The organism is Enterobacter hormaechei subsp. hoffmannii (assembly GCF_001729745.1).
GTDB classification, from domain to species: domain Bacteria; phylum Pseudomonadota; class Gammaproteobacteria; order Enterobacterales; family Enterobacteriaceae; genus Enterobacter; species Enterobacter intestinihominis.
Map to the genome: position 1 here is coordinate 2599506 of NZ_CP017186.1, position 24555 is coordinate 2624060.

Below are 24555 nucleotides of genomic sequence, written 5' to 3' on the forward strand. Positions count from 1 at the left end.
TCAGCGGAGAAAAACAGATCGTTTGTATTAAGTTTCATGCCAGCGTGCCGATAACCCAGAGACAGTCTGTCATCTATCGAGGAGCCATCTGGCGTGAGTAGCTACAGTGAGCAGTTCCTGAAACAAAATCCGCTGGCTGTATTAGGGGTGTTACGCGACCTGAAAAAGGGCGAGGTGCCGCTGCGCATCAACTGGTCAACCAGCCAGTTTATCAGCAAGATCCTGGACGTGACGGCAGAACACCTGATCGTGGATCTGGGTAGCCAGAGCGATGAAAACCGTGCCGCGCTACAGGCAGAAAACCTCTCGGTGATGGCCGAAACGCAGGGGGCTAAAGTCGAGTTTATACTGCCTCGCCTGACCACGATCGTGTACCAGGGTTTGCCTGCGTTTATCACCCCCCTGCCCGCTAATCTCTGGTTCGTGCAGCGCCGCGAGTATTTTCGCATCAGCGCCCCGCTTCACCCGGCCTACTTCTGTAAGGCGAAAATGCCGGACAAAAAAGAGATCCGCTTTCGTCTCTTCGACCTGTCGCTGGGCGGCATGGGAGCGTTGATGGATATGCCGAAGCCGGAAGGGCTGGTGGAAGGTATGCGTTTTAGTCAGATCGAGCTGGATATGGGCGGATGGGGACGCTTCTGGTTTGACGCCCAGCTGATTGCCATCAGCGAGCGCAAGGTGGTGGACGGCAAAAACGAAACCATTACCACGCCGCGATTGAGTTTTCGCTTTCTGAATGTCGGGCCAGGCGCCGAGCGCGAACTACAGCGCATCATTTTTTCACTGGAGCGTGAAGCGCGGGAACGCGCGAATAAAGTGCGCTGAAAGGCGTCGGGCAGCGTGCTGCCGCCCGACAAAGACGTTACATGGCGTCCATTGCTTTCTGTACTTTCCAGATATAACGTGGAGCCTGTGCTGACGGATGATTCTTCACAACGTGTTCGAAGAATTCATCTTTATCCATATCGTTAATCTCTTCTATCGCCTCTTTGCGATCGGATGAGAAGGTTCGGAGCAGCGCGCCAGCTCCGTTAACGTACGACACCACCAGCGCATATTGCATCACTTCCGGATCGTCAATCCCCTTCAGAATGCCATGCTCCAGAATGCTCAGGTAAGCGGTTCCCATAGAGATATTACGTTCCGGGTTTTTCAGCTCGCTGGTGGATGGCTGTCCCTTCCAGCCCATGTAGCGATAGACCTCTCTTCCCGCCGTAGAGGCTTTTAACTGCATCAGCCCCACCGCATTCGATTTACTCACCAGCGTCGGGTTACCGCCGGACTCCACGGCGATGATCGCGGTGATCAGGCGCGGGCTCACGCCCCAGGCCTTCCCGGCTTGTTCGCTGATCGGCATCCACTGCATGGCCCGCTTTACCGGGACTTCAGGATTCCAGGGGGGATTTTTATAATCATGTTTTGAACTACAGCCAGCGAGCAACACAATCAAAAAAGCAAACCATCTCAATTTCACGTCATCTATCCTTATAGCCGGTCATCGCGGTACGTCGCCCCTTGAAGCAGGCGGCGTATAAGCGGCATGATATAGACAATTAGATTCTCATTCAGCAAGGAATTGCCATGCCTCAGTTTCATCTCATCGCACCGTCGGGCTACTGCATCAACCAGGAGGCGGCACAGCGGGGCGTTCAGCGCCTGCTGGAAATGGGCCATCAGGTAGAAAATCAGACAATTATCCCCCGCCGCATGCAGCGTTTTGCCGGTACGGAGGCGCAGAGACTGAGCGATATCAACAGCCTGGCGACGCTGGAAGGTGAAAACACTATTGTGCTGGCCGTGCGCGGCGGCTATGGCGCAAGCCGACTGCTGGAGAGCATCGACTGGTCCGGGCTGGCCGCACGCCAGCAGCAGGATCCGCTGTTAATCTGCGGACACAGCGATTTCACAGCGATCCAGCTCGGCCTGCTGGCGTTGCATAACGTCATTACCTTTAGCGGCCCGATGCTGGCCGGCAACTTTGGTGCGCCGGAGCTGGATGCGTTTACGCAGGACCATTTCTGGCGCGCCCTGCAAAACCCGACGTTTACCGTCGCGTGGCAAGGCAACGGACCGCACTGGGAATGTGAAGGGCAGCTGTGGGGCGGAAACCTCGCGATGCTGGTATCGCTGATTGGGACACCGTGGCTGCCGCAGATCGAGGACGGCATTCTGGTGCTGGAAGATATCAACGAACACCCGTTCCGCGTCGAACGCATGCTGTTACAGCTTTATCACGCCGGGATCCTGGATCGGCAGTCGGCCATTGTGCTAGGCAGTTTCAGCGGGTCAGCCCCCAACGATTACGACGCGGGCTACACGCTGGAGACGATGGTCGATTTCATTCGTTCCCGGCTGGATATTCCGGTGATCGCCGGTCTGAATTTCGGCCATGAGCAGCAAACCGTTACCTTGCCACTGGGTGCCCAGGCGCACCTTGCACACGGTAATTCAGGCAGTCGGTTAACAATCAGCGGTCATCCGGTCTTAAAGGCATAAAAAAGCCGTTATTCCCCCTCAATAAAACGCAGATACAGTTGTTAATATGTTAGGGTTTTAATAACAGCGTTCACATTGAGGTGGGAGTAAGACGACATTGAGTGCCACAGCGATAATCAGTCTTTTCATTCTGGGTTCCATCCTGGTAACCTTCAGCATTTTATTAAGTTCATTTTCATCGCGCCTTGGCATACCTATTCTTGTCATTTTCCTGGCTATCGGCATGCTGGCGGGGGTTGACGGAATCGGCGGTATCCCCTTCGATAATTACCCTTTCGCCTATATGGTAAGTAACCTCGCGCTGGCGGTGATCTTGCTGGACGGCGGCATGCGCACCCAGGCAAGTTCGTTTCGCGTTGCCTTAGGCCCGGCGCTGTCTCTGGCTACCGTCGGCGTGCTAATCACCTCCGGCCTGACCGGTATGATGGCAGCCTGGCTGTTTAACCTCGATATGATGGAAGGCCTGCTTATTGGCGCGATTGTCGGCTCTACCGATGCGGCGGCGGTGTTCTCGCTGCTCGGCGGCAAGGGGCTGAACGAGCGCGTTGGCTCCACGCTTGAGATTGAATCCGGCAGCAACGATCCGATGGCGGTGTTCCTGACCATCACCCTGATTGAGATGATCCAGCAGCACGAAACTGGCCTGAGCTGGATGTTCGCCTGGCACATCCTCCAGCAGTTTGGCCTCGGGATTATCATTGGTCTCGGCGGCGGTTACCTGTTACAGCAGACAATCAACCGTATTACGCTGCCTTCCGGCCTTTACCCGCTGCTGGCCCTGAGCGGCGGGATCCTGATCTTTGCCGTCACCACCGCGCTGGACGGCAGCGGTATTCTGGCGGTTTACCTCTGTGGATTCCTGCTGGGCAACCGACCGATTCGTAACCGTTATGCGATACTGCAAAACTTTGACGGGCTGGCCTGGCTGGCACAGATCGCCATGTTCCTGGTGCTGGGCCTGCTGGTGACGCCTTCCGACCTGCTGCCTATCGTCGTGCCAGCGCTGCTTTTGTCGGCCTGGATGATCTTCATCGCCCGTCCGCTGTCGGTGTTTGCCGGGCTGCTGCCGTTCCGCGGGTTTAACCTGCGTGAGCGGATATTTATCAGTTGGGTGGGGCTGCGCGGCGCGGTGCCGATTATCCTGGCGGTTTTCCCGATGATGGCCGGACTAGACAACGCTCGTCTGTTCTTCAACGTCGCCTTCTTCGTGGTGCTGGTATCGCTGCTGTTCCAGGGGACGTCGCTGGGCTGGGCGGCGAAAAAAGCCAAAGTGGTGGTACCGCCCGTTGGCTGGCCGGTCTCCCGCGTGGGGCTGGATATTCACCCAGACAACCCGTGGGAACAGTTTGTCTATCAGTTAAGCGCCGATAAGTGGTGCGTGGGTGCTTCGTTACGCGATCTGCATATGCCCGCTGAAACGCGTATTGCCGCCCTGTTCCGGGATAACGCCCTGCTTCACCCGACCGGCAGCACGCGGCTGCGAGAGAACGATATCCTCTGCGTGATTGGCCGCGAGCGCGACCTGCCTGCCCTTGGCAAGCTGTTCAGCCAGTCGCCCCCGGTGGCGCTGGATCAGCGTTTCTTCGGCGATTTTATCCTCGAAGCCAGCGCCCGCTTTGCGGATGTGGCGCTGATTTATGGCCTGGAGGGAGGACTGGAGAATCGCGATAACCAGCAAACACTGGGCGAGATTATTCAGCAAATATTAGGGGCTGCACCGGTCGTCGGTGACCAGGTGGAGTTTGCCGGGATGGTCTGGACGGTGGCCGAGAAAGAGGATAACGCGGTGCGCAAAGTCGGCGTAAGGCCGATGGAGGAGGAGGAGGAGTAGCTGCTTTTTTGCCGGGTGGCGCTAACGCTTACCCGGCCTACGTTCGGGCTTTTGTAGGCCGGGTAAGGCGAAGCCGCCACCCGGCACACACATGTTACACCGTCACAACAGGCACTCTTGACGCCAGCGCGCACATCAGTTCATACCCGACAGTGCCCGCCGCAGCGGCCACATCATCAATTTTAACCTCGTTGCCCCACAGCTCAACCGGTGAGCCGATCCCCGCCTGAGGACATGGCGTCAAATCAATAGCCAACATGTCCATTGAGACGGTGCCTACCGTGCCCGTACGCACGCCATCGACCCACACCGGAGTGCCGCTCGGGGCGATGCGCGGATAACCATCTGCATAGCCCCCCGCCACGATACCGATACGCTGTTCGCCCGCTGCCCGATAGCGGCTGCCATAGCCCACCGTATCGCCCGCTTTCAGGGTTTGCACGCCGATAATTTCGCTTCGTAACGTCATCACCGGCTTCAGGCCGCTGTTGGCGATATCCTGCCACTGACCTGAGGGTGACGCGCCGTACAGCACGATCCCCGGGCGCACCCAGTTGTAATGCGCCTCGGGATGCCAGAGCGTTGCCGCTGAGTTCGACAGCGAGCGCGGACAGTCCAGCCCTTCTGCCGCCTGCTCAATGCGGACCATAGCATCGGCAATGCCGTCCGGCTTTTCCGCATCGGCAAAATGCGCCATCAGCGTCATCTCACCGACGTTTTTCAGCGCACGAAGCTGCTGCCAGACCGTGTGCACACGTTCAGGCTGGAAGCCCAGTCGGTTCATACCGCTGTTCACTTTGAGATAGATATCCAGCGGGGCATGCAGCTTCGCGTCCTGAATGGCCTTGATCTGCCAGTTACTGTGAACGCTGGTCGTCAGGCGGTACTTATCCAGCAGAGGCAGATCTTGCGCATGGAAGAATCCTTCCAGCAGCAGGATCGGTCCTTTCCAGCCGCGCTCACGCAGCAGGATGGCCTCTTCCAGATTCAGCAAGGCAAAACCGTCGGTAGCGCCGAGCGCACTCCAGATACGGTCGATACCATGACCGTAGGCGTTGGCTTTCACCACCGACCAGACACGAGAACCCGGCGCAGCACGACGAACAATTTGCAGGTTATCCTTCAGCGCCTGCAAATCCAGCTGGGCCAGAATGGGACGGGACATGACGACTCCTTAATTATGCGCGCCGTGCAGGTGTTGTGGACGCGAGGGGGTAAACCCTGATTGATAGCGTGCGGCGCTTAAATCGTCAAACGGAATTGCCGGCGTCCGCCCGGAAATCAGGTCGCTAAGCAGCTGGCCCGAACCGCAGGCCATGGTCCAGCCAAGCGTACCGTGGCCGGTATTTGTCCACAGATTTTTGTAAGGCGTACGGCCCACAATCGGCGTACCGTCCGGGGTCATTGGACGCAGGCCGGTCCAGAACGTCGCCTGCTCAATGAAACCGCCGCGCGGGAAGAGATCGCCGACGACCATCTCCAGCGTTTCACGACGTGGTTTGAGCAGTTCGGTATTGAAGCCCACGATTTCCGCCATGCCGCCGACGCGGATCCGGTTATCGAAACGGGTGATGGCGATTTTGTAGGTTTCATCAAGAATAGTTGATACTGGCGCGCCGCTGTCCTCTTTCACGGGAATGGTCAGGGAGTAGCCTTTCAGCGGATAGACCGGGATATCCAGGATCCCTTTCAGCATCGCGGTAGAATAGGATCCGAACGCCATCACGTAAGCATCGGCTTTGATGACCTCTTCTCCACACTTCACGCCGTAAATCTTCTCCCCTTCCGACAGCAGCTTGTCGACAGAGGTGTTGAAGCGGAATTTCACCCCGGCCTGCTCACACATGCGCGCCAGACGCTGGGTGAAAAGCTGGCAGTCGCCAGTTTCATCGTTCGGTAAACGCAGGCCGCCCGTCAGCTTGTGCGCGACCTCGGCAAGTGCTGGCTCCACCTGGGCAAGTTGGCTGGCTTCCAGCAGCTGATACGGTACGCCCGCGTCTTCAAGCACGGCGATATCGCGGGTCGCGTTTTCATACTGTTGCGCGGTACGGAACAGCTGAAGTGTGCCGCCCTGGCGCCCTTCATATTCGATCCCCGTTGAGGAACGCAGCGCTTTCAGGCAATCGCGGCTGTATTCTGCGAGGCGCACCATGCGCCCTTTGTTCTCCATGTAGTGGCGGGTATCGCAGTTGCGCAGCATCTGCCACATCCACTTAAGCTGGAACTGCGTGCCGTCAAGGCTTATCGCCAGCGGCGCATGTCGCTGAAACATCCATTTGATCGCCTTCAGCGGAACGCCCGGGGCCGCCCACGGCGCAGCGTAGCCCGGGGAGATCTGCCCCGCATTCGCCGCACTGGTTTCCAGCGCCGGACCGGATTCGCGATCGATAACGGTAACCTCATGTCCCGCCTGACTTAAATACCAGGCGCTGGTTACGCCAACGACACCACTTCCCAGTATGACAACACGCATAGCCACTCCATTATGAGCAAAAGAACAATCATCTAATTACAGATTGATAACCTAGCTGAAAATATTATTCAACATATGACTTTTTTATGGTGACTCAACTCACATATCCCGCTGTATCAGGGGATGGCGCTTATTTGGGATCTCCTGCTGCGCGTTATTTTTAACCAGTAGAAAATTCTGCGAGCACCGCTTTTTTTGCCGTATCGAAAACGGGAAATCGCAAAGAAAAAATTTCTGCGCCCCGCGTATTTGAATGGGGTGATCTATGCTTGAAAGGAGGCTCTCCAGTCAGAGAGAGCGACCAACAACGAGGGCGCGCTAATGGCTACACTAGATTCCATGTCAAGGGACAGCACCCGTCTGAGCGATGGACCCGACTGGACCTTCGAATTGCTGGATGTCTACCTGGCGGAGATCGACCGGGTGGCCAAACTCTATCGTCTGGACACCTATCCCCATCAGATTGAAGTCATCACCTCGGAACAGATGATGGACGCTTACTCCAGCGTCGGGATGCCGATTAACTATCCGCACTGGTCGTTTGGTAAAAAATTCATTGAAACGGAGCGACTGTATAAGCACGGACAGCAGGGGCTGGCGTATGAAATCGTTATTAACTCTAACCCGTGTATTGCCTATCTGATGGAGGAGAACACCATTACCATGCAGGCGCTGGTGATGGCGCACGCCTGCTATGGACATAACTCGTTCTTCAAAAATAACTATCTGTTCCGCAGCTGGACGGACGCCAGCTCCATCGTCGATTACCTTATCTTCGCCCGCAAATACATTACCGACTGCGAAGAGCGCTACGGCGTGGACGAGGTAGAGAAGCTGCTGGACTCCTGCCACGCGCTGATGAATTACGGCGTTGATCGCTATAAGCGTCCGCAGAAGATCTCATTGCAGGAAGAGAAAGCCCGGCAGAAGAGCCGCGAGGAGTATCTGCAAAGCCAGGTGAATATGCTGTGGCGCACCCTGCCGAAACGTGAGGAGGAGAAAACCGTCGCCGAGGCGCGTCGTTACCCTTCCGAGCCGCAGGAAAACCTGCTCTACTTTATGGAGAAGAACGCCCCACTGCTGGAGCCGTGGCAGCGTGAGATCTTGCGCATCGTGCGCAAGGTGAGCCAGTATTTCTATCCTCAGAAGCAGACCCAGGTGATGAACGAAGGCTGGGCGACCTTCTGGCACTACACCATTCTGAACCACCTGTATGACGAGGGAAAAGTCTCTGAACGGTTTATGATGGAGTTTCTGCACAGCCACACCAACGTGGTATTCCAGCCAGCGTATAACAGCCCGTGGTACAGCGGCATTAACCCGTACGCACTCGGCTTTGCCATGTTCCAGGATATCAAGCGTATCTGCCAGTCGCCCACCGAAGAGGACAAATACTGGTTCCCGGATATTGCCGGTTCTGACTGGCTGGAAACGCTGCACTTCGCGATGCGTGATTTTAAGGATGAGAGCTTTATCAGCCAGTTCATGTCGCCGAAAATCATGCGTGATTTCCGCTTCTTCACCGTACTGGATGATGACCGCAACAACTACCTGGAGATCTCTGCGATCCACAACGAAGAGGGCTATCGTGAGATCCGCTCGCGCCTGTCGTCTCAGTACAACCTGAGCAATCTTGAACCGAACATTCAGGTCTGGAATGTGGATCTGCGCGGTGACCGCTCTTTGACGCTGCGCTATATCCCTCACAACCGCGCACCGCTGGATAAGGGGCGTAAGGAAGTGCTGAAGCATGTGCATCGCCTGTGGGGATTTGACGTGTCGCTGGAGCAGCAGAATGAAGATGGCAGTGTGGAGCTGCTGGAGCGGTGCCCGGCGCGGTTGAATACGTTGTAGATTTTTTACCCGGTAAGCGAAGCGCCACCGGGCGAAAAAAACCTCTCAATCGAGAGGTTTTTTATTTCAGCGACTCTGAATCGCTAAATCACCCGGCAGGGTTTTCTGCATTCGGTGCCAGATTTCACCGGAGTCGTGGCCATAACGACGCACCGTTTCATAGACCTGATCGTGCAGCCCTTCGGTGCAGAGCTTGCTCAGTTTATGGTAAAAGCCGAGCGCCAGGCTGCGGGCTTCAGGGTTGGCAAAGTAGTGACGACCAATGCGTGTATATAACCCTTTCATTCCATTCAGGATCAGACCGTAAACCGGATTGCCGGAAGCAAACGCCAGACCGCGGAACACGTTGTAGTCGAGGGTCGCAAAGGCGTCCGCGTGGTCTTCCACCTCATTGGCGGTGGCAAGCACCTTCAGCGCATCTTCAGGATGCTGACGAAACGCGGTGCGGATGAAAATGGTAGCGATGTTGGTGCGCACCGAAAGCAGATTGTCAATCAGCTGCGGTACGCTTTCGTGATCGAGACGCGCCAGCGTTTCCAGAATATTCAGCCCGGACGTTTCCCAGAAGTTATTCACCTTAGTGGGTTTGCCATGCTGTATCGTCAACCAGCCATCGCGCGCCAGACGCTGGAGCACTTCTCGCAGCGTGGTACGGGTGACGCCAATCAGTTCAGAGAGTTCGCGTTCAGCAGGTAGAATTGATCCCGCAGGGAAACGATTATTCCAGATGCTTTCAATGATGTACTCTTCCGCGAAACCCGCCGGGCTCTGCGCCTTAATGACCATAGTGAGATTTCCATTACACAGCTTTAGCAAATTGCACTCATCATACCAGAGGCGCGCAGAGGCAGATAGCGCAGCAGAGACAGAAAAGAGGGATCGCCGTTTCATTTTTATGAAATTTACAAAATGGCTTTATCCCCCTCTCCGCCGCCGTTTTTGCGTATACTGATGTCTTGTCTTATTTGACGGGGAAAGGACGTCTGTCGTGGAAATTTCATTTGGGCGCGCGCTGTGGCGCAACTTTTTAGGTCAGTCACCTGACTGGTACAAACTCACTCTACTGGTATTCCTGGTCGTTAATCCCGTTATCTTTTTGCTGGATCCCTTCGTTGCCGGGTGGATGTTGGTCGCCGAGTTTATCTTTACCCTGGCGATGGCATTGAAGTGCTATCCGCTGCTGCCCGGCGGGCTGCTGGCGCTGGAAGCCGTGGTCATTGGAATGACCAGCGCGGAGCATGTTAAAAATGAGATTGCGTCGAATCTTGAAGTCCTGCTACTGCTGATCTTCATGGTGGCGGGGATCTACTTTATGAAGCAGCTTCTGCTGTTTATCTTCACCCGTCTGCTGCTGAGCATTCCGTCGAAAACGCTGCTCTCGCTGGCGTTTTGCCTCGCCGCGGCTTTCCTCTCTGCCTTCCTGGATGCGCTGACGGTTGTGGCTGTGGTGATCAGCGTCGCCGTCGGCTTTTACGGTATTTACCACCGGGTTGCCTCGTCTCGTCCTGGCGATAACTTGCAGGACGACAGCCACGTTGAGGCGCACAACCGCGATGTGCTCGAGCAGTTCCGCGCGTTTCTGCGCAGCCTGATGATGCATGCGGGCGTGGGGACGGCGCTGGGCGGCGTGATGACAATGGTTGGAGAGCCGCAAAACCTGATTATCGCCAAAGCGGCTGAGTGGCAATTTGGCGAATTTTTCCTGCGCATGGCGCCGGTCAGCGTGCCCGTTCTGATCTGCGGCTTAGCGACCTGCGTGCTGGTCGAAAAATTCAACCTTTTTGGGTATGGCGCGAAGTTGCCCGATCAGGTCCGTCAGGAGCTGCATAAGTTTGACGAGCAGAGCCGCAAACAACGCACGCGCCAGGAGACGCTGCGCCTGATTGCACAGGGCATCATCGGCGTGTGGCTTATCGCTGCGCTGGCCTTCCACCTTGCCGAGGTGGGGCTGATTGGTCTGTCGGTAATTATTCTGGCAACCAGCCTGAGCGGCGTCACGGACGAACATGCTATCGGAAAAGCCTTTACCGAAGCGCTGCCGTTTACCGCCCTGCTGGCGGTGTTTTTCGCCGTCGTGGCGGTGATTATTGATCAACATCTTTTCGCGCCAATCATCGCGTTTGTGCTTCAGGCCACGCCAGATTCGCAGCTAACGCTGTTCTATTTGTTTAACGGTCTGTTGTCTTCTATATCCGATAACGTCTTTGTCGGGACGGTATACATCAATGAGGCCAAAGCCGCGATGGAGCAAGGGATTGTCAGCAGTGAACAGTTCGAGCTGCTGGCGGTGGCGATCAACACTGGAACCAACCTCCCCTCCGTGGCAACCCCGAACGGTCAGGCGGCCTTCCTCTTCCTGCTGACCTCGGCGCTGGCGCCACTCATACGACTTTCTTATGGAAGAATGGTCTGGATGGCGCTGCCGTACACGCTGGTGCTTACCCTTGTTGGTTTGCTGTGCATCAAAATTACTCTCGTCCCCTGTACGCAATGGTTGTTGCAAGCAGGTATACTTGCGGCGCATTAAAATTCGTTTACACTGCGCTGTCTAAGCATGTTCCAGGGAAATGATTATGTTGCGATTTTTGAACCAGTGCTCACGCGGTCGCGGAGCGTGGTTGTTGATGGCCCTGACCGCCTTTGCGCTGGAAATGGTCGCGCTGTGGTTTCAGCATGTGATGGGGCTGAAACCTTGCGTCCTGTGTATTTATGAGCGTTGTGCGCTGTTCGGCATTATGGGCGCAGGTCTGGTAGGTGCGATTGCACCTAAAACACCGTTACGCTATGCCGCAATTGCCATCTGGCTGTACAGCGCCGGGAAAGGGATTGCGCTTGCCTGGGAGCACACCCAGATGCAGCTTCACCCGTCGCCGTTTATGACCTGCGACTTTGCGGCCCGCTTCCCGAGCTGGCTGCCGCTGGATAAATGGCTGCCGCAGGTGTTTGTGGCCTCCGGTGACTGCTCTGTACGCCAGTGGGAGTTTCTGACGCTGGAGATGCCGCAGTGGCTGGTGGGCATTTTTGTCGCCTACTTCATGGTAGCGCTGCTGGTGCTGATTGCCCAGCCGTTCAAGCCAAAGAAACGCGATCTTTTTGGAAGGTAAAAGCAAAACGGCAACGTCAGTTTTGTAGGTCGGGTAAGCGCAGCGCCACCCGACAAAATTGCGCATAATAAAAAACCCGCCTCGGCGGGTTTTTTATTATCACCGATTAGGGTGATTCATAATGTGGTCTTCCCAGTCCTGCACCTCGGACTCTTTCACCGCAATGTGGCGCACGGAAATACGCTCGCCGTGCATCGCCGCTTTCGACCCCGTCAATAGCGGATGCCATGTGGGCAGATCTTTACCTTCCGCCAGCAGGCGATACGCGCAGGTATGCGGCAGCCACTCAAAGGTCGGCAGATTTTCACGGGTTAACTTGATGCAGTCCGGCTCATAGTCGAAACGGCGCTCGTAGTTGCGGCACTGGCAGGTTTTGATGTTTAACTGCTTGCAGGCTACGTTGGTGAAATAGATCTCATCCGAATCTTCATCCATCAGCTTATGCAGGCAGCACTGCCCACAGCCGTCACACAACGATTCCCACTCCGCGTCGGTCATGTCGTCGAGAGTTTTGCTTTGCCAGAAAGGAATGTCGTTCATCGGGATGTCCACACGTCAAAATAGAGCGCACCTTATAACGAGTCTGGCACGTTGATGCAAGTTTTGCCGCCCTTTTCAGGCGGCAAGGTGCTTTTACAGCACGCGGGTTTTCAGCGACAGGCCGTTAAAACTGACGTCCAGCTCGTCGCCACTGTGCAGCGGCCCCACACCTTCCGGAGTGCCGGTAAGGATCACGTCGCCGGGTTTCAGGGTGAAGAAGCGGCTCATGTAGGCAATCAGCGGAACGATCTTATGGATCATGTCAGCGGTCGTCCCCTGCTGGCGGATCTCGCCGTTGACCTTCAGGCTGAGGGGCGTATTCTGCGGGTCGTCGGTAAATTCACTCACCGGAACGAAACCGGAAATCGGGCATGAATTGTCAAAGCCCTTGGCTTTTTCCCACGGCTGCCCCGCTTTCTTCATTTTGCTCTGGACGTCGCGCAGGGTCAGGTCGAGCGCGACACCGTAACCCGCAATCGCTTTCTCTACATGCTCTTCGGTCGCCTGGCGCAGCGTCGCGCCGATCAGCACCGCCAGCTCCACTTCATGATGCACCGAGCCCAGCCCCTGCGGCAGAACCAGCGGCTGGCGAATATCGCACAGTGCGGTTTCTGGCTTAATAAACAGAACCGGCTCATCCGGCACGGCGCTGCCCATCTCCTGAATATGTTTTGCATAGTTGCTGCCCACGCAGATCACTTTGCTGACGGGATAATCCAGTAATGCACCTTGCCAGTTATGATGTTGATACATGGTCGACCCCTAATCGGTTGATGAGTTGTTCCCGGAATGACCCGGGCTTATTTCTTTCCGCTCACCTCAAGATGCTGTTTTAATAAATTCTCCGGTGGCGGCGGAAGCTGTAAATAATAGCCCTGCTCGGTTAACGCCTTTTTGACTTTCTCCAGATCGGCGTTCACCAGCTTCTTACGGCCGTCCAGCGGCAGCAGCATCGCCAGTTGCGGTCGGCCAAAGCTTTTCATTAATTCCTCAGGCACGCGGGAAAAATCGTCTTTCTTTTCGACATAAAGGTAGGTCTGGTCGCGGCTGGTACTTCTGTAGATCACACAAAACATGTTTTTACTCTGAATTAATGGGTGGTTGCTTGCCTCAATATACTCCTGACTATAACATGCCTGATACTCTTCGGAATATCGCGGCGATGTGTTGCGGTTAATAGCAAATTGAGTAAGGCCAGGATGTCAAATACGCCCATCGAGCTTAAAGGCAGTAGCTTCACCTTATCAGTGGTTCATTTGCATGATGCAAAACCCGAGGTTATTCGTCAGGCGTTAGAAGACAAAATCGCGCAGGCTCCCGCTTTTCTTAAGCATGCTCCTGTTGTCGTTAATGTAAGCGACCTTGAGGGGCCGGTTAACTGGAAGCGACTCCAGCAGGCCGTCGTCTCCACGGGGTTGCGCATCGTGGGTATTAGCGGCTGCAAAGACGCAGAGTTAAAAGCCGAAATTGAACGCGCGGGTTTGCCCTTGTTGAACGAGGGCAAAGAAAAAGCCCCGCGTGCAACGCCTGCAACCGTTCCCGCTCCCCCGCCTCCGGCGCAAAATGTAGCCCCAGTCACAAAAACGCGATTGATTGATCTGCCGGTTCGTTCCGGTCAGCGCATTTATGCGCCAAACTGTGATCTGATTGTTACAAGCCACGTCAGTGCGGGCGCAGAACTGATTGCAGACGGCAATATTCACGTTTACGGTATGATGCGTGGGCGTGCGCTTGCGGGCGCCAGCGGCGATCGAGAAGCACAAATTTTTTGTACTCACCTGACGGCAGAATTGGTGTCTATCGCAGGTGAATATTGGCTGAGCGATAAAATCCCAGCCGAATTTTATGGCAAAGCGGCTCGTCTGCAGCTGGCAGATAACGCTTTGACCGTTCAACCGTTAAATTGATCCCTTTTAACAAGGAATTTCTATGGCACGCATTATTGTTGTGACTTCGGGTAAAGGAGGCGTTGGCAAGACCACCTCCAGCGCGGCCATCGCTACTGGTTTGGCCCAGAAGGGAAAGAAAACCGTCGTAATCGACTTCGATATCGGTCTGCGTAACCTGGACCTGATCATGGGTTGCGAGCGTCGCGTGGTGTATGACTTCGTGAACGTCATTCAGGGCGATGCCACGCTTAACCAGGCGCTAATTAAAGATAAGCGTACCGAGAACCTCTACATTCTCCCGGCGTCCCAGACCCGTGATAAAGACGCGCTGACCCGTGAAGGCGTGGAAAAGGTGCTCGACGATCTGAAAAAGATGGAGTTCGACTTCGTGGTCTGCGACTCCCCGGCCGGCATCGAAACCGGCGCGCTGATGGCGCTCTACTTCGCGGATGAAGCCATCATCACTACTAACCCGGAAGTCTCGTCAGTACGTGACTCCGACCGTATTCTCGGCATTCTGGCCTCGAAATCTCGTCGCGCGGAAAATGGCCAGGAGCCGATCAAAGAGCACCTTCTGCTGACCCGCTACAACCCGGGTCGGGTGAACAAAGGTGACATGCTGAGCATGGAAGACGTGCTGGAGATCCTGCGCATCAAACTGGTTGGCGTGATCCCGGAAGATCAGTCCGTATTGCGCGCCTCTAACCAGGGCGAGCCCGTGATCCTGGATACACAGGCAGACGCGGGTAAAGCGTATGCGGATACCGTTGACCGTCTGCTGGGAGAAGAACGTCCTTTCCGCTTCATTGAAGAAGAGAAGAAAGGTTTCCTCAAACGCCTGTTCGGAGGATAAGTTATGGCATTACTGGACTTTTTTCTCTCGCGGAAAAAAAGCACCGCCAACATCGCAAAAGAACGTCTGCAAATCATTGTGGCGGAACGTCGTCGTAGCGACGCCGAACCGCACTACCTGCCGCAGCTGCGCAAAGACATTCTGGAAGTGATCTGCAAATACGTGCAGATTGACCCGGAAATGGTCACCGTTCAGTTGGAGCAAAAAGACGGGGATATTTCGATTCTGGAGCTGAACGTGACGCTTCCGGAAGCGGAAGAGTCACGTTAATCCGTTTGTGGTTTTGTAGGCCGGGCAAGCATCGTACCGCCCGGCAATTTCCCCGGTGGCGCGGCGCTTACCGGGGCTACAATTCTTTAGCGCGGATACCCTTCCAGCAGGGTGTTCAGGCGTTCAGCCATCAGTTCCCCCCGCCATCCGGCGACCAGTTCCGGTAAGCCATTTTGCGGTTTCAACTTCCAGTGCCAGTTCAGCAGCTGGTTAATCTGACGACGTGAAGCCAGCAGCTCGGCGCTCAGTTTGCTTTCCCCCGCCACCGTCTGCACCAGCGCTTTGATATCTTTGAACGCCTTGCGGTAGCCCGGCATATCCATCAGGTTAAGCAGTGGTTCTGGCAGTGCGTCCTCCGGCAGCTGCTGAGCTTTCTCTACCAGCGCGAGCAGCGTTTTACCGTGGAAACGGATCTCACTCCCGGAAAGGCCAATGCTGTCCAGTTCGCCAAGGCTACCCGGCATATAGCGCGCTACCGCCCACAGGTGTTCTTCACGCACCACGAAGTTAACCGCCAGATCGCGCTCACGTGCTTTACGCAGCCGCCAGTCAGCCAGCAGTTGCAGACAGGCCAGTTGACGGGTGCGCAGCTGCCAGGCGTTAGTGATGTCACGCCAGGCCTCTTTCGGATCAACCACTTCCTGACGACGCTGCTGCGTCATGCGGCACTCGTCCAGGGCGGCAGACAGCCAACCGGACGCCTCAGCCTCTTTCATAAGCTGGCCAGCAATCGGCAGCAGGTAGAATACATCTGCCGCGGCGTATTCAAGCTGACGCGCCGTCAGCGGGCGCGCGAGCCAGTCGGTACGCGATTCGCTCTTATCCAGCGTCAGACCGGTGTACTCTTCCACCATCGCCGCGAAGCCCCAGGAGAGCGGACGACCGCTGAACGCCGCGAGGATCTGGGTATCAATCAGCGGCTGCGGCATGATGCCAAAGGTGTTGAGAAAGACTTCCAGATCTTCACTGCCGGCGTGCAGATATTTGGTCACGGCGGTATCAAGCAACAGCTCGCGCATTGGCGCCCAGTCGGTAATGCCGAGGGGGTCAATCAACGACACGTGTTTGCCGTCATACATCTGGATCAGGCCCAGTTGCGGGTAGTACGTGCGGGTACGGACAAATTCCGTATCCAGGGCGATAGCGGGGAAATCACGCGTCACCTCGCACAGCGAAGCCAGCTCGTCGTTGGTAGTGATCATCTGGTAATTCAAATCGGACTCTCTTTTGTTTGCGCCCATAAAAAACGCCGGCTTAACCGGCGTCTGGGCGATTAACGTGAAGCTCAGGCCTTATTGTCCACTTTGGCACGGGCTTCGTCACGTAATTCTCGTCGTAATATCTTCCCGACGTTGGATTTCGGCAGCTCATCGCGGAATTCCACCAGCTTCGGCACTTTATAGCCCGTCAGCTGCCGGCGACAAAACGTTATCAGCGCTTCCTCGGTAAGAGAAGGATCTTTCTTGACCACAAATATCTTCACCGCTTCACCACTGCTGCCGGAAGGAACCCCCACCGCTGCCACCTCCAGCACGCCGCTGTGCTGCATCACCACGTCTTCGATTTCGTTCGGATAGACGTTGAAACCGGAAACGAGGATCATGTCTTTCTTGCGATCGACGATACGCAGAAAACCTTCGTCATCCATCACCGCGATGTCGCCGGTGTACAGCCAGCCGTCTTTGATGATCTCATCCGTGGCATCTGGGCGCTGCCAGTAGCCCAGCATCACCTGCGGCCCTCTGACGCACAGCTCGCCCGGTTCGCCGTGAGGCACTTCGTTACCCTCATCGTCCACCAGTTTAGCTTCCGTCGACGGGACCGGCAGACCGATACTGCCGCTGTGGTAGTCGATGTCATGCGGGTTGACGCTGACCAGCGGGGCGCATTCCGTCAGACCATAGCCTTCCAGCAGATACTGTCCGGTGAGTTTTACCCAGCGCTCGGCAACCGCCTGCTGAACCGGCATCCCGCCGCCCGCAGAAAGATGCAGCGTGGAGAAATCGAGCTGCTGGAACTCTTTATTGTTAAGCAGCGCGTTAAACAGGGTGTTCACGCCGGTCATGGCGGTGAACGGGTATTTCGCCAGCTCTTTAACCAGCCCCGGAATGTCGCGCGGGTTGGTGATCAATACGTTTTGACCGCCAAGCTCGATAAACAGCAGGCAGTTCATGGTCAGCGCAAAAATGTGATACAGCGGAAGCGCGGTGATCACCAGCTCCTTGCCCGGGTGCAGCAGTGGCCCGTAGGTGGCGTTCACCTGTTCAAGGTTTGCCAGCATATTACGATGGGTCAGCATCGCCCCTTTAGCCACGCCGGTGGTACCGCCGGTGTATTGCAGGAAAGCCAGATCTTCTGACACGATCTCCGGCTTAACGTACTGCATCCGATAGCCCGCATGCAGCGCGCGGCGGAAAGAGATGGCATCCGGCAGGTGGTATTTCGGCACCAGCCGCTTAACGTATTTCACGACAAAGTTGACCAGCGTACCTTTCGCGGTAGAGAGCTGGTCGCCCATGCGCGTCAGGATGACGTGCTTAACCTGGGTTCTTTCAACGACTTTTTCCAGCGTGTGGGCAAAGTTGGAGACAATCACAATCGCCGCCGCACCGCTGTCATTCAACTGATGTTCCAGCTCGCGCGGAGTATAGAGCGGGTTAACGTTAACCACGATCATCCCCGCCCTGAGGATCCCGAACAGCGCCACCGGGTATTGCAGCAGGTTTGGCATCATCAGCGCGACGCGATCCCCTTTCTGCAAGCCCAACCCTTCCTGTAAATAGGCCGCAAACGCCCGGCTGCGCTCTTCCAGCTTACGGAAAGTCATCACTTCGCCCATATTCACAAATGCGGGCTGGTCAGCGTAGCGCCGTACCGAGTGTTCAAATAATTCAATCAGGGATTGATAACGGTCAGGATTGATTTCCGCAGGGACATCCGCGGGATAACGGTTAAGCCAAACCTTTTTCAATGCATCACCTCTGAAATGAGTGTTCGTCGTCATCACAGCCCCGATAATAAACAGTTTGTTAACATTATATTAACTCAGCGTACCAGTTTATTAATTCTTCAGGTTGCAGGTTGCGAAGCGCGTCACTCTTTTTTTTCGTTTTATCCGTAAAAAAACAGAGACAGCGGCTGAGCCGCTGTCTCTTTCCTAATAATAACAGTAACTTACTCAGTTACAATTGTTTGAACCTGTGCAGGGCCTGGATTGTACCAACCCCAGCCACCGTAGCCGTAACGATACGGATGCGGACCCCACATCCACGGATCGATTGGCTGTGGCGGCATCACCACCTGCTGGGCGATACGCCAGCGTTTGTAACCGTTCACCTGCATGGTCATAAATTTGTATGGCGTATTGCCGATTTTCCCCGCCACCGAACCGGTAATCGGCCCGACGACGGTCACCAGCTGCCTGCGGAAATCTACCGGATCGAGGAAGCCGCTGACGTCAGCGTAGATCCGCCCGCGCGAGGCTTCACCCAGAACAGGCCGTGCGCCGCTGTCCAGTGGAACGGTGGCAATCTCCAGCCGGGTTTTCCCCTGCTGGTTTAGCACTTCAACCACCTTGCCGCCAAAGCGCGCTTCCTGCCCGACATACAGCTCCGGAGCATTCATCACGCGTACCAGATCCTGCTGTGGCGTCGGGCTGGTGCCCTTGATCGCATCAGGAACGGTGACGCACCCGCTCAGTGCTATGGCAACCGCGCCTGCCATAAAAAAGCGTACAACTTTAGTCTGAACCGCCATGATGCGACTCCTTTTTCTCAGTTCCTGTTACTGAGATTCACTCGCGGCCAGGAAGTTTCTTCCATGCGACGGTGTTTCGTAAATAAACCGGCTCGGCGTGTTCAACGGCCACGGTTTTTCCTGCGGCAAGCTGCTGACAGGCAACAGGCAACATATCTTCGGCGGCAGGCAGGAGCATGTTACCATCCACCAGCGTAAGGCCGGTGTCCTTCGCCATCTCAGGCCATGCCGGCCAGCCGGTTCCGACCGTCGCCCACTCACCGGTGAGCTGTTTCAGGCGCTCGGTGACGGCTTCAGGTTTAAGCACGGCTTCCGACTCTTCGCCGTGCCAGACGCCGTTTTCGTCACGGGTGTACTCCGCCCAGTAGACTTCACCCATGCGGGCATCAATCGCGGCCAGCACGCGGCTGGCACCGGTCATGCGCCAGGCACCCTGAGCCATAGTCGCAAGCGTTGAAACGCCGATCATCGGCAGGTCAGCGCCCAGCGCCAGCCCCTGCGCAATGCCAATCCCGATACGTACGCCCGTAAAGCTGCCCGGACCACGGCCGTAGGCCAGCGCGTCGAGGTCAGTCAGGGCGGTGTTACCCTCGGTTAAAATGGTTTTTACCAGGGGCAGAATACGTTGGGTGTGTTCCCGTGGGCACTCTTCGAAATGAGCAAAAGTCGTACCGTCGTTCCACAGGGCAACGGAACAGGCCTCTGTCGCGGTATCAATAGCCAGAATTCGCATCAGTCGTCGCGCTCTCGCAATGGTCAGTCACAAAATGGCGCGCATCTTAACACACTCCGGGAAGAATTACTCCGCCGTCGGGTTCGCCAGGAAGCGGACCGCGCGTTTAATATCCCGTGTGCGCGGCGCAGGCGGCAGGCTGGCGAGGAAGGTGGCGCCGTAGGGACGCATCACCAGGCGATTGTCGCAGATCACCAGCACTCCGCGGTCGGTGACGTCGCGTATCAGTCGCCCTACCCCCTGTTTAAGCGTGATAACCGCGTCCGGCAACTGGACGTCGTCGAACGGATCGCCCCCGCGCAGACGGCAGTCCTCCATGCGTGCTTTCAGGAGCGGATCGTCCGGCGATGTGAATGGCAGCTTATCGATAATCACCAGCGAGAGCGTATCGCCGCGCACGTCCACCCCTTCCCAGAAGCTGCTGGTCGCCACCAGCAGGGCATTACCGGCGCTGACAAACTGCTGGAGCAGCTGGCCTTTGCTGGTTTCCCCCTGCAACAGCACCGGCAACGTCATGGTCGCGCGGAACTGCTCGGCCAGATCGCGCATCATGGCGTGAGAGGTGCAGAGCATAAAGCAGCGTCCGTTGTTGGCCTCAATCATCGGCTTTAGCATGGCCGCCAGATGGCGCGCCGCCCCTGGCTGGTTAGGCAGCGGCAGATTGCGTGGCACGCACAGCAGCGCCTGTTTCTCATAGTCGAACGGGCTTGGGAGGAGTAAGGATTCAGCCTGCTCAATGCCGAGACGCTCGGTAAAGTGGTGCAGATCGTCGTTGACCGACAGCGTGGCCGAGGTAAAGACCCAGGTGCCGGGCTTTTGCGCCATCACCTCTTTGAATTTATCGGCAACGGTCAGCGGCGTGAGCGCCAGGGTGAAGTGGCGCGAGGTACATTCATACCAGTAGCTGTAGCCCGGCTGGTTGATCTCTTTCAGCCGCTTCAGCCGCCCACGGTAGAGCGTGGCCCGCTCGAAGGCGGCGTCCAGCAGCGCTGAACGTCCGAGGGATAGCTTCGCCACGTCGTAACAGAGTTCAAGGGCATCATCGAGCAGCAGCAGCGCGCGCTGGATATTTTTGTCCGCGAGCAGCTCGCGCAGGTTGCCGCGATAGCCCGGCTCGCCAAGCTGTAAGCGGAAATCCTGTGCGCATTGCGCCAGGCGGTCCGCGCACTTCTGCAACTGCTGGGTATCTTTGAGCTCGGTGCGATAGGCAATGGTAATATCTTTCGCCAGATCCTGAAGCTGACGGCTGGAGAGCGACTGGCCAAAATACTGGCTGGCGATGTCCGGTAGCTGATGGGCTTCATCGAAGATCATCACCTCCGCCTCCGGGATTAGCTCGCCGAAACCACTGTCCTTGACCACCATATCCGCAAGAAACAGGTGATGGTTCACCACCACCACGTCGGCGTCCATCGCCGTTTTACGCGCTTTCACCACAAAGCAGTCTTTATACAGCGGGCAGTCGCTGCCGAGGCAGTTGTCGTTGGTGCTGGTCACCAGCGGCCAGGCCGGGGAGTCTTCCGGCACGCTCGCGCAGGTGCTGATGTCCCCCTCCTCCGTCTGGTTGGCCCAGGCGCGCAGGACGATCACATCGCTGAGTGTTTGTACCGGCAGGTCACCGCCCGCCAGTGCCTGCTGTTCGAGACGCTCCAGACACAGATAGTTAGAACGCCCTTTCAGCAAGGCCAGACGCCCTTTGTATTTCAGCGCTTTCGCCACCGTGGGTAAATCGCGGCTGTAGAGCTGATCCTGGAGCGCTTTTGATCCCGTAGAGATGATCACCTTTTTTTTCGCCCGCAGCGCAGGAGCGAGGTAAGCGTAGGTTTTCCCCGTACCGGTGCCGGCCTCCACAACCAGCGGCTGCGCCTTGTCGATGGCGTGCGCGACGGCATGCGCCATCTGACGTTGAGGTTCGCGCGGTTTAAAACCGGGAATTGCCTGTGCTAACTGACCTTCAGGGGAAAAATCGTCTGCCACGGTGTTCTCTCACTGTATTTTTGCACAGGGATTATGTCAGCCCCTTCTCTCCGGTGCCACCCCAAATAGTGACGACGGCGGAACAATATGGCAGTCTTGCCGCCTGACGATGAAAGATAACGAGGATACGTTTATGACAATTACGCGCATTGATGCCGAAGCCCGCTGGTCTGATGTGGTGATCCACAACCAGACGCTGTACTACACCGGTGTCCCTGCCAATCTGGACGCCGACGCCTTCGAGCAAACCGCTAACACCCTGGCGCAGATCGACGCCGTACTGGAAAAACAGGGCAGCGATAAATCCCGCATTCTGGACGCGACGATTTTCCTGGCGAATAAAGACGACTTCGCGGAGATGAATAAAGCCTGGGATGCGTGGGTAGTGGCGGGTCACGCGCCTGTACGCTGCACCGTACAGGCCACGCTGATGAAACCGGAGTATAAGGTGGAGATTAAGATTATCGCGGCAGTTTAAGCCCGGTTATTCATCTTCATCTTCAAATCGCGCCACTATCCGCTCGCCGGTATGACTGGCGCGAATTTCCTGAGCGACGACGGTGATCGCTTCTCCGCTGCTCATACCCTGGCCCATCAGTTCCTGAATCCGCTCTACCGCTTTCTGCTGTTGGTCATGACTGAGAGAAGGTAAACCTGCAAACATCGTTAACTCCTGCTAAATTATTCGCGCTAATTATTTCACGCTACCCGGTAGTATGCCATACATGAACATGCGCTTCCCCACTGTTATGACCTTACCCTGGCGTGCAGACGCCGCCGAGTTCTGGTTTGCCCGTCTGAGCCACCTTCCTTTTGCCATGCTGCTGCACTCCGGGCATGCGGATCACCCCTACAGCCGCTTTGATATTCTGGTGGCCGACCCGGTTAAAACGCTGACGACCGATGCGCTGTCACCCACGGACGATCCGCTGATGCGGCTTCAGAACGAGATCCATGCTCTGGGCTTATCTGCCACACCGGATCCGGATCTGCCCTTCCAGGGGGGCGCGCTGGGCCTGTTTGGTTACGATCTGGGTCGCCGTTTCGAAAAGCTGCCCGAGCATGCGCAGGCGGATATTTCCCTGCCGGATATGGCGGTGGGGCTGTATGACTGGGCGCTAATCGTGGATCACCGTAAGCAGACGGTTTCCCTGCTTAGCCACCGAGACGTGCAGGCGCGTCTGGCCTGGCTTGAGGCGCAACGGCCCGCCACAGCGGAACACTTTATGCTGACCTCCGGCTGGCACTCGAACATGAGCGCGGCGGAATATGCGGAAAAATTCTCTCGCGTGCAGGCGTATCTTCACAGCGGCGACTGTTATCAGGTCAACCTTGCCCAGCGTTTCCAGGCGGCGTACCGGGGAGACGAATGGCAGGCATTTACTCGCCTCAATGCCAGCAATAAGGCCCCGTTTAGCGCATTTTTACGCCTTGAACACGGCGCCATCCTCAGCCTTTCGCCTGAGCGTTTTATTCATCTGGCTGACGGTATTATTCAGACCCGCCCGATCAAGGGCACCCTGCCGCGCCTTGCCGATGCTAACGCCGACCGCCAGCAGGCGGAGACGCTGGCGGCCTCGCCGAAAGATCGCGCTGAAAACCTGATGATTGTCGATCTGATGCGCAATGATATTGGCCGCGTCGCCGAGCCGGGCAGCGTGCGCGTGCCGGAGCTGTTCGTTGTGGAGCCTTTCCCGGCGGTACATCATCTGGTCAGTACTATCACTGCACGCCTGCCGGCCTCGCGGACCGCCTGCGATCTGCTCCGCGCCGCGTTTCCGGGCGGCTCCATCACCGGCGCGCCGAAGGTCCGCGCGATGGAGATCATCGACGAACTGGAACCGCATCGCCGCAACGCCTGGTGCGGCAGCATCGGCTATGTGAGCCTGTGCGGAACCATGGATACCAGCATCACTATTCGCACCCTGACGGCCTGCGACGGTAACCTTTACTGTTCCGCAGGCGGCGGCATTGTAGCCGACAGCCAGGCCGGGGCGGAATATCAGGAAACCTTTGATAAAGTGAATCGTATCCTGAAACAACTGGAGAACTCACGGTGAAGAAAGACAACCTGACGCTGGATGATTTTCTGTCGCGTTTTCAGCTTCTGCGGCCCCAGGTTAACCGCGCCGCGCTGAATCAACGTCAGGCGGCGGTACTGATCCCGGTCGTGCGTCGTGAACAGCCGGGTCTGTTGCTTACCCAGCGCTCACCGCATATGCGAAAACACGCCGGTCAGGTTGCGTTTCCGGGCGGCGCGGTGGACAGCACCGATGCTTCCCTGATTGCCGCCGCGCTGCGCGAAGCGCATGAGGAGGTGGCGATCCCCCCGGAGGCGGTCGAGGTAATTGGCGTGCTGCCGCCAGTGGACAGCGTAACCGGTTTTCAGGTCACGCCGGTCGTCGGCATTATTCCGCCCGATCTTCAGTATCACGCCAGCGTCGATGAAGTTTCAGCGGTGTTCGAAATGCCGCTTGAAGAGGCCCTTCGTCTGGGCCGCTATCATCCTCTGGATATTCACCGCCGCGGGCACGATCATCGGGTCTGGCTGTCGTGGTATCAGCATTATTTTGTCTGGGGCATGACGGCAGGCATCATTCGTGAGCTTGCGCTACAAATCGGCCTGAAGCCTTGACTATACTTTACATTCCACCCTTTTCTGGCAGGTTTGCGATCGGCGTCGCGCTATTAGCTAAACCATCGTTAACCATTAGTTTAATTCATGTGAATAGTTAAGCCGAGGTTAGTGTTCCCTCTTACACTATGCGCAGTTATAACA

The 24555-nt window shown here is 56.5% G+C and carries 24 protein-coding genes and 1 pseudogene; 12 read left to right on the forward strand and 13 right to left on the reverse strand.

The genetic code is table 11. The annotated features are described in order from the left end of the window. Nucleotides 1-93 precede the first annotated feature (93 nt). On the forward strand, nucleotides 94-825 hold the full coding sequence (gene ycgR, locus BFV65_RS12205; RefSeq protein ID WP_022648423.1) for a flagellar brake protein YcgR: 732 nt from the start codon (nucleotides 94-96) through the stop codon (nucleotides 823-825). Nucleotides 826-862: 37 nt separating this feature from the next. On the opposite strand, the gene emtA is transcribed toward ycgR, so the two are convergent. Continuing rightward, nucleotides 863-1474: a membrane-bound lytic murein transglycosylase EmtA gene (gene emtA, locus BFV65_RS12210; RefSeq protein WP_022648424.1), complete on the reverse strand. Its 612-nt coding sequence runs from the start codon at nucleotides 1472-1474 to the stop codon at nucleotides 863-865. Nucleotides 1475-1581: 107 nt separating this feature from the next. On the opposite strand from emtA, the gene ldcA reads away from it, so the two are divergent. Both ldcA and BFV65_RS12220 read left to right on the forward strand, forming a co-directional pair. After that, nucleotides 1582-2496 carry a muramoyltetrapeptide carboxypeptidase gene (gene ldcA, locus BFV65_RS12215; RefSeq protein WP_038416239.1) on the forward strand — a complete coding sequence of 305 codons (915 nt, stop codon included), beginning with the start codon at nucleotides 1582-1584 and terminating at the stop codon, nucleotides 2494-2496. A 97-nt stretch (nucleotides 2497-2593) separates the two neighbouring features. Continuing rightward, a pseudogene (locus tag BFV65_RS12220) lies at nucleotides 2594-4261 on the forward strand (potassium/proton antiporter); the annotation flags it as partial. Nucleotides 4262-4421: 160 nt separating this feature from the next. Here the strand turns inward: BFV65_RS12220 and dadX are convergent. Together dadX and BFV65_RS12230 are read right to left on the reverse strand one after the other, a co-directional pair. Continuing rightward, a complete protein-coding gene (gene dadX / locus BFV65_RS12225; RefSeq protein WP_022648427.1) occupies nucleotides 4422-5492 on the reverse strand; it encodes a catabolic alanine racemase DadX in 1071 nt (356 codons plus the stop codon). Nucleotides 5493-5501: 9 nt separating this feature from the next. Continuing rightward, complete coding sequence (locus BFV65_RS12230; RefSeq protein WP_022648428.1) at nucleotides 5502-6800, reverse strand: D-amino acid dehydrogenase; 1299 nt, start codon at nucleotides 6798-6800, stop codon at nucleotides 5502-5504. Nucleotides 6801-7121: 321 nt separating this feature from the next. Here BFV65_RS12230 and BFV65_RS12240 point away from each other — a divergent pair, with 321 nt between their 5' ends. After that, nucleotides 7122-8654, forward strand: coding sequence for a SpoVR family protein (locus tag BFV65_RS12240; protein WP_069596701.1), 1533 nt, complete (start codon nucleotides 7122-7124; stop codon nucleotides 8652-8654). A gap of 66 nt (nucleotides 8655-8720) precedes the next feature. Here BFV65_RS12240 and fadR read toward each other — a convergent pair whose 3' ends face one another. Then, on the reverse strand, nucleotides 8721-9440 hold the full coding sequence (fadR, locus tag BFV65_RS12245; RefSeq protein ID WP_015570315.1) for a fatty acid metabolism transcriptional regulator FadR: 720 nt from the start codon (nucleotides 9438-9440) through the stop codon (nucleotides 8721-8723). A gap of 202 nt (nucleotides 9441-9642) precedes the next feature. On the opposite strand from fadR, the gene nhaB reads away from it, so the two are divergent. Both nhaB and dsbB read left to right on the forward strand, forming a co-directional pair. Then, nucleotides 9643-11181 carry a Na(+)/H(+) antiporter NhaB gene (nhaB, locus tag BFV65_RS12250; RefSeq protein ID WP_069596702.1) on the forward strand — a complete coding sequence of 513 codons (1539 nt, stop codon included), beginning with the start codon at nucleotides 9643-9645 and terminating at the stop codon, nucleotides 11179-11181. Nucleotides 11182-11227: 46 nt separating this feature from the next. Next, nucleotides 11228-11758: a disulfide bond formation protein DsbB gene (gene dsbB / locus BFV65_RS12255; protein WP_069596703.1), complete on the forward strand. Its 531-nt coding sequence runs from the start codon at nucleotides 11228-11230 to the stop codon at nucleotides 11756-11758. A gap of 99 nt (nucleotides 11759-11857) precedes the next feature. Here the strand turns inward: dsbB and BFV65_RS12260 are convergent, their stop codons facing one another. The 3 genes from BFV65_RS12260 to BFV65_RS12270 all read right to left on the reverse strand — a co-directional run bounded on the left by BFV65_RS12260 (nucleotide 11858) and on the right by BFV65_RS12270 (nucleotide 13374). After that, the gene (locus tag BFV65_RS12260; protein WP_022648432.1) at nucleotides 11858-12298 is read right to left on the reverse strand and encodes a cysteine cluster protein YcgN; all 441 of its coding nucleotides are present in this window, start codon (nucleotides 12296-12298) and stop codon (nucleotides 11858-11860) included. A 93-nt stretch (nucleotides 12299-12391) separates the two neighbouring features. Then, a complete protein-coding gene (locus BFV65_RS12265; RefSeq protein ID WP_022648433.1) occupies nucleotides 12392-13051 on the reverse strand; it encodes a fumarylacetoacetate hydrolase family protein in 660 nt (219 codons plus the stop codon). A 47-nt stretch (nucleotides 13052-13098) separates the two neighbouring features. Beyond that, entirely contained in the window at nucleotides 13099-13374 is a 276-nt protein-coding gene (locus BFV65_RS12270) for a YcgL domain-containing protein (protein ID WP_006810982.1), read from the reverse strand. 123 nt (nucleotides 13375-13497) lie between these two features. Between BFV65_RS12270 and minC the strand changes: the two genes are divergently transcribed. Genes minC through minE form a run of 3 tightly spaced genes read left to right on the forward strand, consistent with a single transcriptional unit; the run spans nucleotide 13498 to nucleotide 15310 of the window. Next, nucleotides 13498-14205, forward strand: a complete 708-nt coding sequence (minC, locus tag BFV65_RS12275; protein ID WP_015570311.1) for a septum site-determining protein MinC — start codon at nucleotides 13498-13500, stop codon at nucleotides 14203-14205. 22 nt (nucleotides 14206-14227) lie between these two features. Continuing rightward, the gene (minD, locus tag BFV65_RS12280; RefSeq protein WP_003859938.1) at nucleotides 14228-15040 is read left to right on the forward strand and encodes a septum site-determining protein MinD; all 813 of its coding nucleotides are present in this window, start codon (nucleotides 14228-14230) and stop codon (nucleotides 15038-15040) included. A 3-nt stretch (nucleotides 15041-15043) separates the two neighbouring features. Continuing rightward, nucleotides 15044-15310 (forward strand): cell division topological specificity factor MinE, encoded by a 267-nt coding sequence (gene minE, locus BFV65_RS12285; RefSeq protein ID WP_003859937.1) that lies wholly within the window; start codon nucleotides 15044-15046, stop codon nucleotides 15308-15310. 86 nt (nucleotides 15311-15396) lie between these two features. On the opposite strand, the gene rnd is transcribed toward minE, so the two are convergent. The 5 genes from rnd to BFV65_RS12310 form a co-directional block, all read right to left on the reverse strand. Beyond that, the gene (gene rnd / locus BFV65_RS12290; protein WP_123059168.1) at nucleotides 15397-16512 is read right to left on the reverse strand and encodes a ribonuclease D; all 1116 of its coding nucleotides are present in this window, start codon (nucleotides 16510-16512) and stop codon (nucleotides 15397-15399) included. Between the two features lie 83 nt (nucleotides 16513-16595). Then, nucleotides 16596-18281: a long-chain-fatty-acid--CoA ligase FadD gene (gene fadD / locus BFV65_RS12295; RefSeq protein WP_072201026.1), complete on the reverse strand. Its 1686-nt coding sequence runs from the start codon at nucleotides 18279-18281 to the stop codon at nucleotides 16596-16598. A gap of 203 nt (nucleotides 18282-18484) precedes the next feature. Continuing rightward, on the reverse strand, nucleotides 18485-19066 hold the full coding sequence (locus BFV65_RS12300) for a Slp family lipoprotein (RefSeq protein WP_069596704.1): 582 nt from the start codon (nucleotides 19064-19066) through the stop codon (nucleotides 18485-18487). A gap of 37 nt (nucleotides 19067-19103) precedes the next feature. After that, nucleotides 19104-19799: a tRNA (adenosine(37)-N6)-threonylcarbamoyltransferase complex dimerization subunit type 1 TsaB gene (gene tsaB / locus BFV65_RS12305; RefSeq protein WP_023300348.1), complete on the reverse strand. Its 696-nt coding sequence runs from the start codon at nucleotides 19797-19799 to the stop codon at nucleotides 19104-19106. 66 nt (nucleotides 19800-19865) lie between these two features. After that, nucleotides 19866-21776, reverse strand: a complete 1911-nt coding sequence (locus BFV65_RS12310; RefSeq protein WP_023303884.1) for a DNA repair helicase YoaA — start codon at nucleotides 21774-21776, stop codon at nucleotides 19866-19868. A gap of 133 nt (nucleotides 21777-21909) precedes the next feature. On the opposite strand from BFV65_RS12310, the gene BFV65_RS12315 reads away from it, so the two are divergent. Beyond that, the gene (locus BFV65_RS12315) at nucleotides 21910-22254 is read left to right on the forward strand and encodes a RidA family protein (RefSeq protein WP_022648440.1); all 345 of its coding nucleotides are present in this window, start codon (nucleotides 21910-21912) and stop codon (nucleotides 22252-22254) included. Between the two features lie 6 nt (nucleotides 22255-22260). Here the strand turns inward: BFV65_RS12315 and BFV65_RS12320 are convergent, their stop codons facing one another. Next, complete coding sequence (locus tag BFV65_RS12320) at nucleotides 22261-22440, reverse strand: YoaH family protein (RefSeq protein WP_022648441.1); 180 nt, start codon at nucleotides 22438-22440, stop codon at nucleotides 22261-22263. Between the two features lie 61 nt (nucleotides 22441-22501). Between BFV65_RS12320 and pabB the strand changes: the two genes are divergently transcribed. Then, nucleotides 22502-23836 (forward strand): aminodeoxychorismate synthase component 1, encoded by a 1335-nt coding sequence (gene pabB, locus BFV65_RS12325; RefSeq protein WP_032622420.1) that lies wholly within the window; start codon nucleotides 22502-22504, stop codon nucleotides 23834-23836. After that, nucleotides 23833-24411 (forward strand): CoA pyrophosphatase, encoded by a 579-nt coding sequence (locus tag BFV65_RS12330; protein WP_022648443.1) that lies wholly within the window; start codon nucleotides 23833-23835, stop codon nucleotides 24409-24411. Before pabB ends, BFV65_RS12330 begins: the two co-directional genes overlap by 4 nt. Nucleotides 24412-24555: the final 144 nt, after the last annotated feature.

Bases quoted from the DNA above. Each gene is read 5' to 3' on its own strand.
- BFV65_RS12270 (WP_006810982.1), bottom strand. From the start codon at position 13,374: ATGTTTTGTGTGATCTACAGAAGTACCAGCCGCGACCAGACCTACCTT.
- BFV65_RS12240 (WP_069596701.1), top strand. From the start codon at position 7,122: ATGGCTACACTAGATTCCATGTCAAGGGACAGCACCCGTCTGAGCGAT.
- BFV65_RS12230 (WP_022648428.1), bottom strand. From the start codon at position 6,800: ATGCGTGTTGTCATACTGGGAAGTGGTGTCGTTGGCGTAACCAGCGCC.
- ldcA (WP_038416239.1), top strand. From the start codon at position 1,582: ATGCCTCAGTTTCATCTCATCGCACCGTCGGGCTACTGCATCAACCAG.
- tsaB (WP_023300348.1), bottom strand. From the start codon at position 19,799: ATGCGAATTCTGGCTATTGATACCGCGACAGAGGCCTGTTCCGTTGCC.
- minC (WP_015570311.1), top strand. From the start codon at position 13,498: ATGTCAAATACGCCCATCGAGCTTAAAGGCAGTAGCTTCACCTTATCA.
- minE (WP_003859937.1), top strand. From the start codon at position 15,044: ATGGCATTACTGGACTTTTTTCTCTCGCGGAAAAAAAGCACCGCCAAC.
- fadR (WP_015570315.1), bottom strand. From the start codon at position 9,440: ATGGTCATTAAGGCGCAGAGCCCGGCGGGTTTCGCGGAAGAGTACATC.
- rnd (WP_123059168.1), bottom strand. From the start codon at position 16,512: ATGATCACTACCAACGACGAGCTGGCTTCGCTGTGCGAGGTGACGCGT.
- BFV65_RS12315 (WP_022648440.1), top strand. From the start codon at position 21,910: ATGACAATTACGCGCATTGATGCCGAAGCCCGCTGGTCTGATGTGGTG.
- dadX (WP_022648427.1), bottom strand. From the start codon at position 5,492: ATGTCCCGTCCCATTCTGGCCCAGCTGGATTTGCAGGCGCTGAAGGAT.
- BFV65_RS12265 (WP_022648433.1), bottom strand. From the start codon at position 13,051: ATGTATCAACATCATAACTGGCAAGGTGCATTACTGGATTATCCCGTC.
- dsbB (WP_069596703.1), top strand. From the start codon at position 11,228: ATGTTGCGATTTTTGAACCAGTGCTCACGCGGTCGCGGAGCGTGGTTG.
- pabB (WP_032622420.1), top strand. From the start codon at position 22,502: ATGAACATGCGCTTCCCCACTGTTATGACCTTACCCTGGCGTGCAGAC.
- BFV65_RS12320 (WP_022648441.1), bottom strand. From the start codon at position 22,440: ATGTTTGCAGGTTTACCTTCTCTCAGTCATGACCAACAGCAGAAAGCG.
- minD (WP_003859938.1), top strand. From the start codon at position 14,228: ATGGCACGCATTATTGTTGTGACTTCGGGTAAAGGAGGCGTTGGCAAG.
- BFV65_RS12300 (WP_069596704.1), bottom strand. From the start codon at position 19,066: ATGGCGGTTCAGACTAAAGTTGTACGCTTTTTTATGGCAGGCGCGGTT.
- BFV65_RS12260 (WP_022648432.1), bottom strand. From the start codon at position 12,298: ATGAACGACATTCCTTTCTGGCAAAGCAAAACTCTCGACGACATGACC.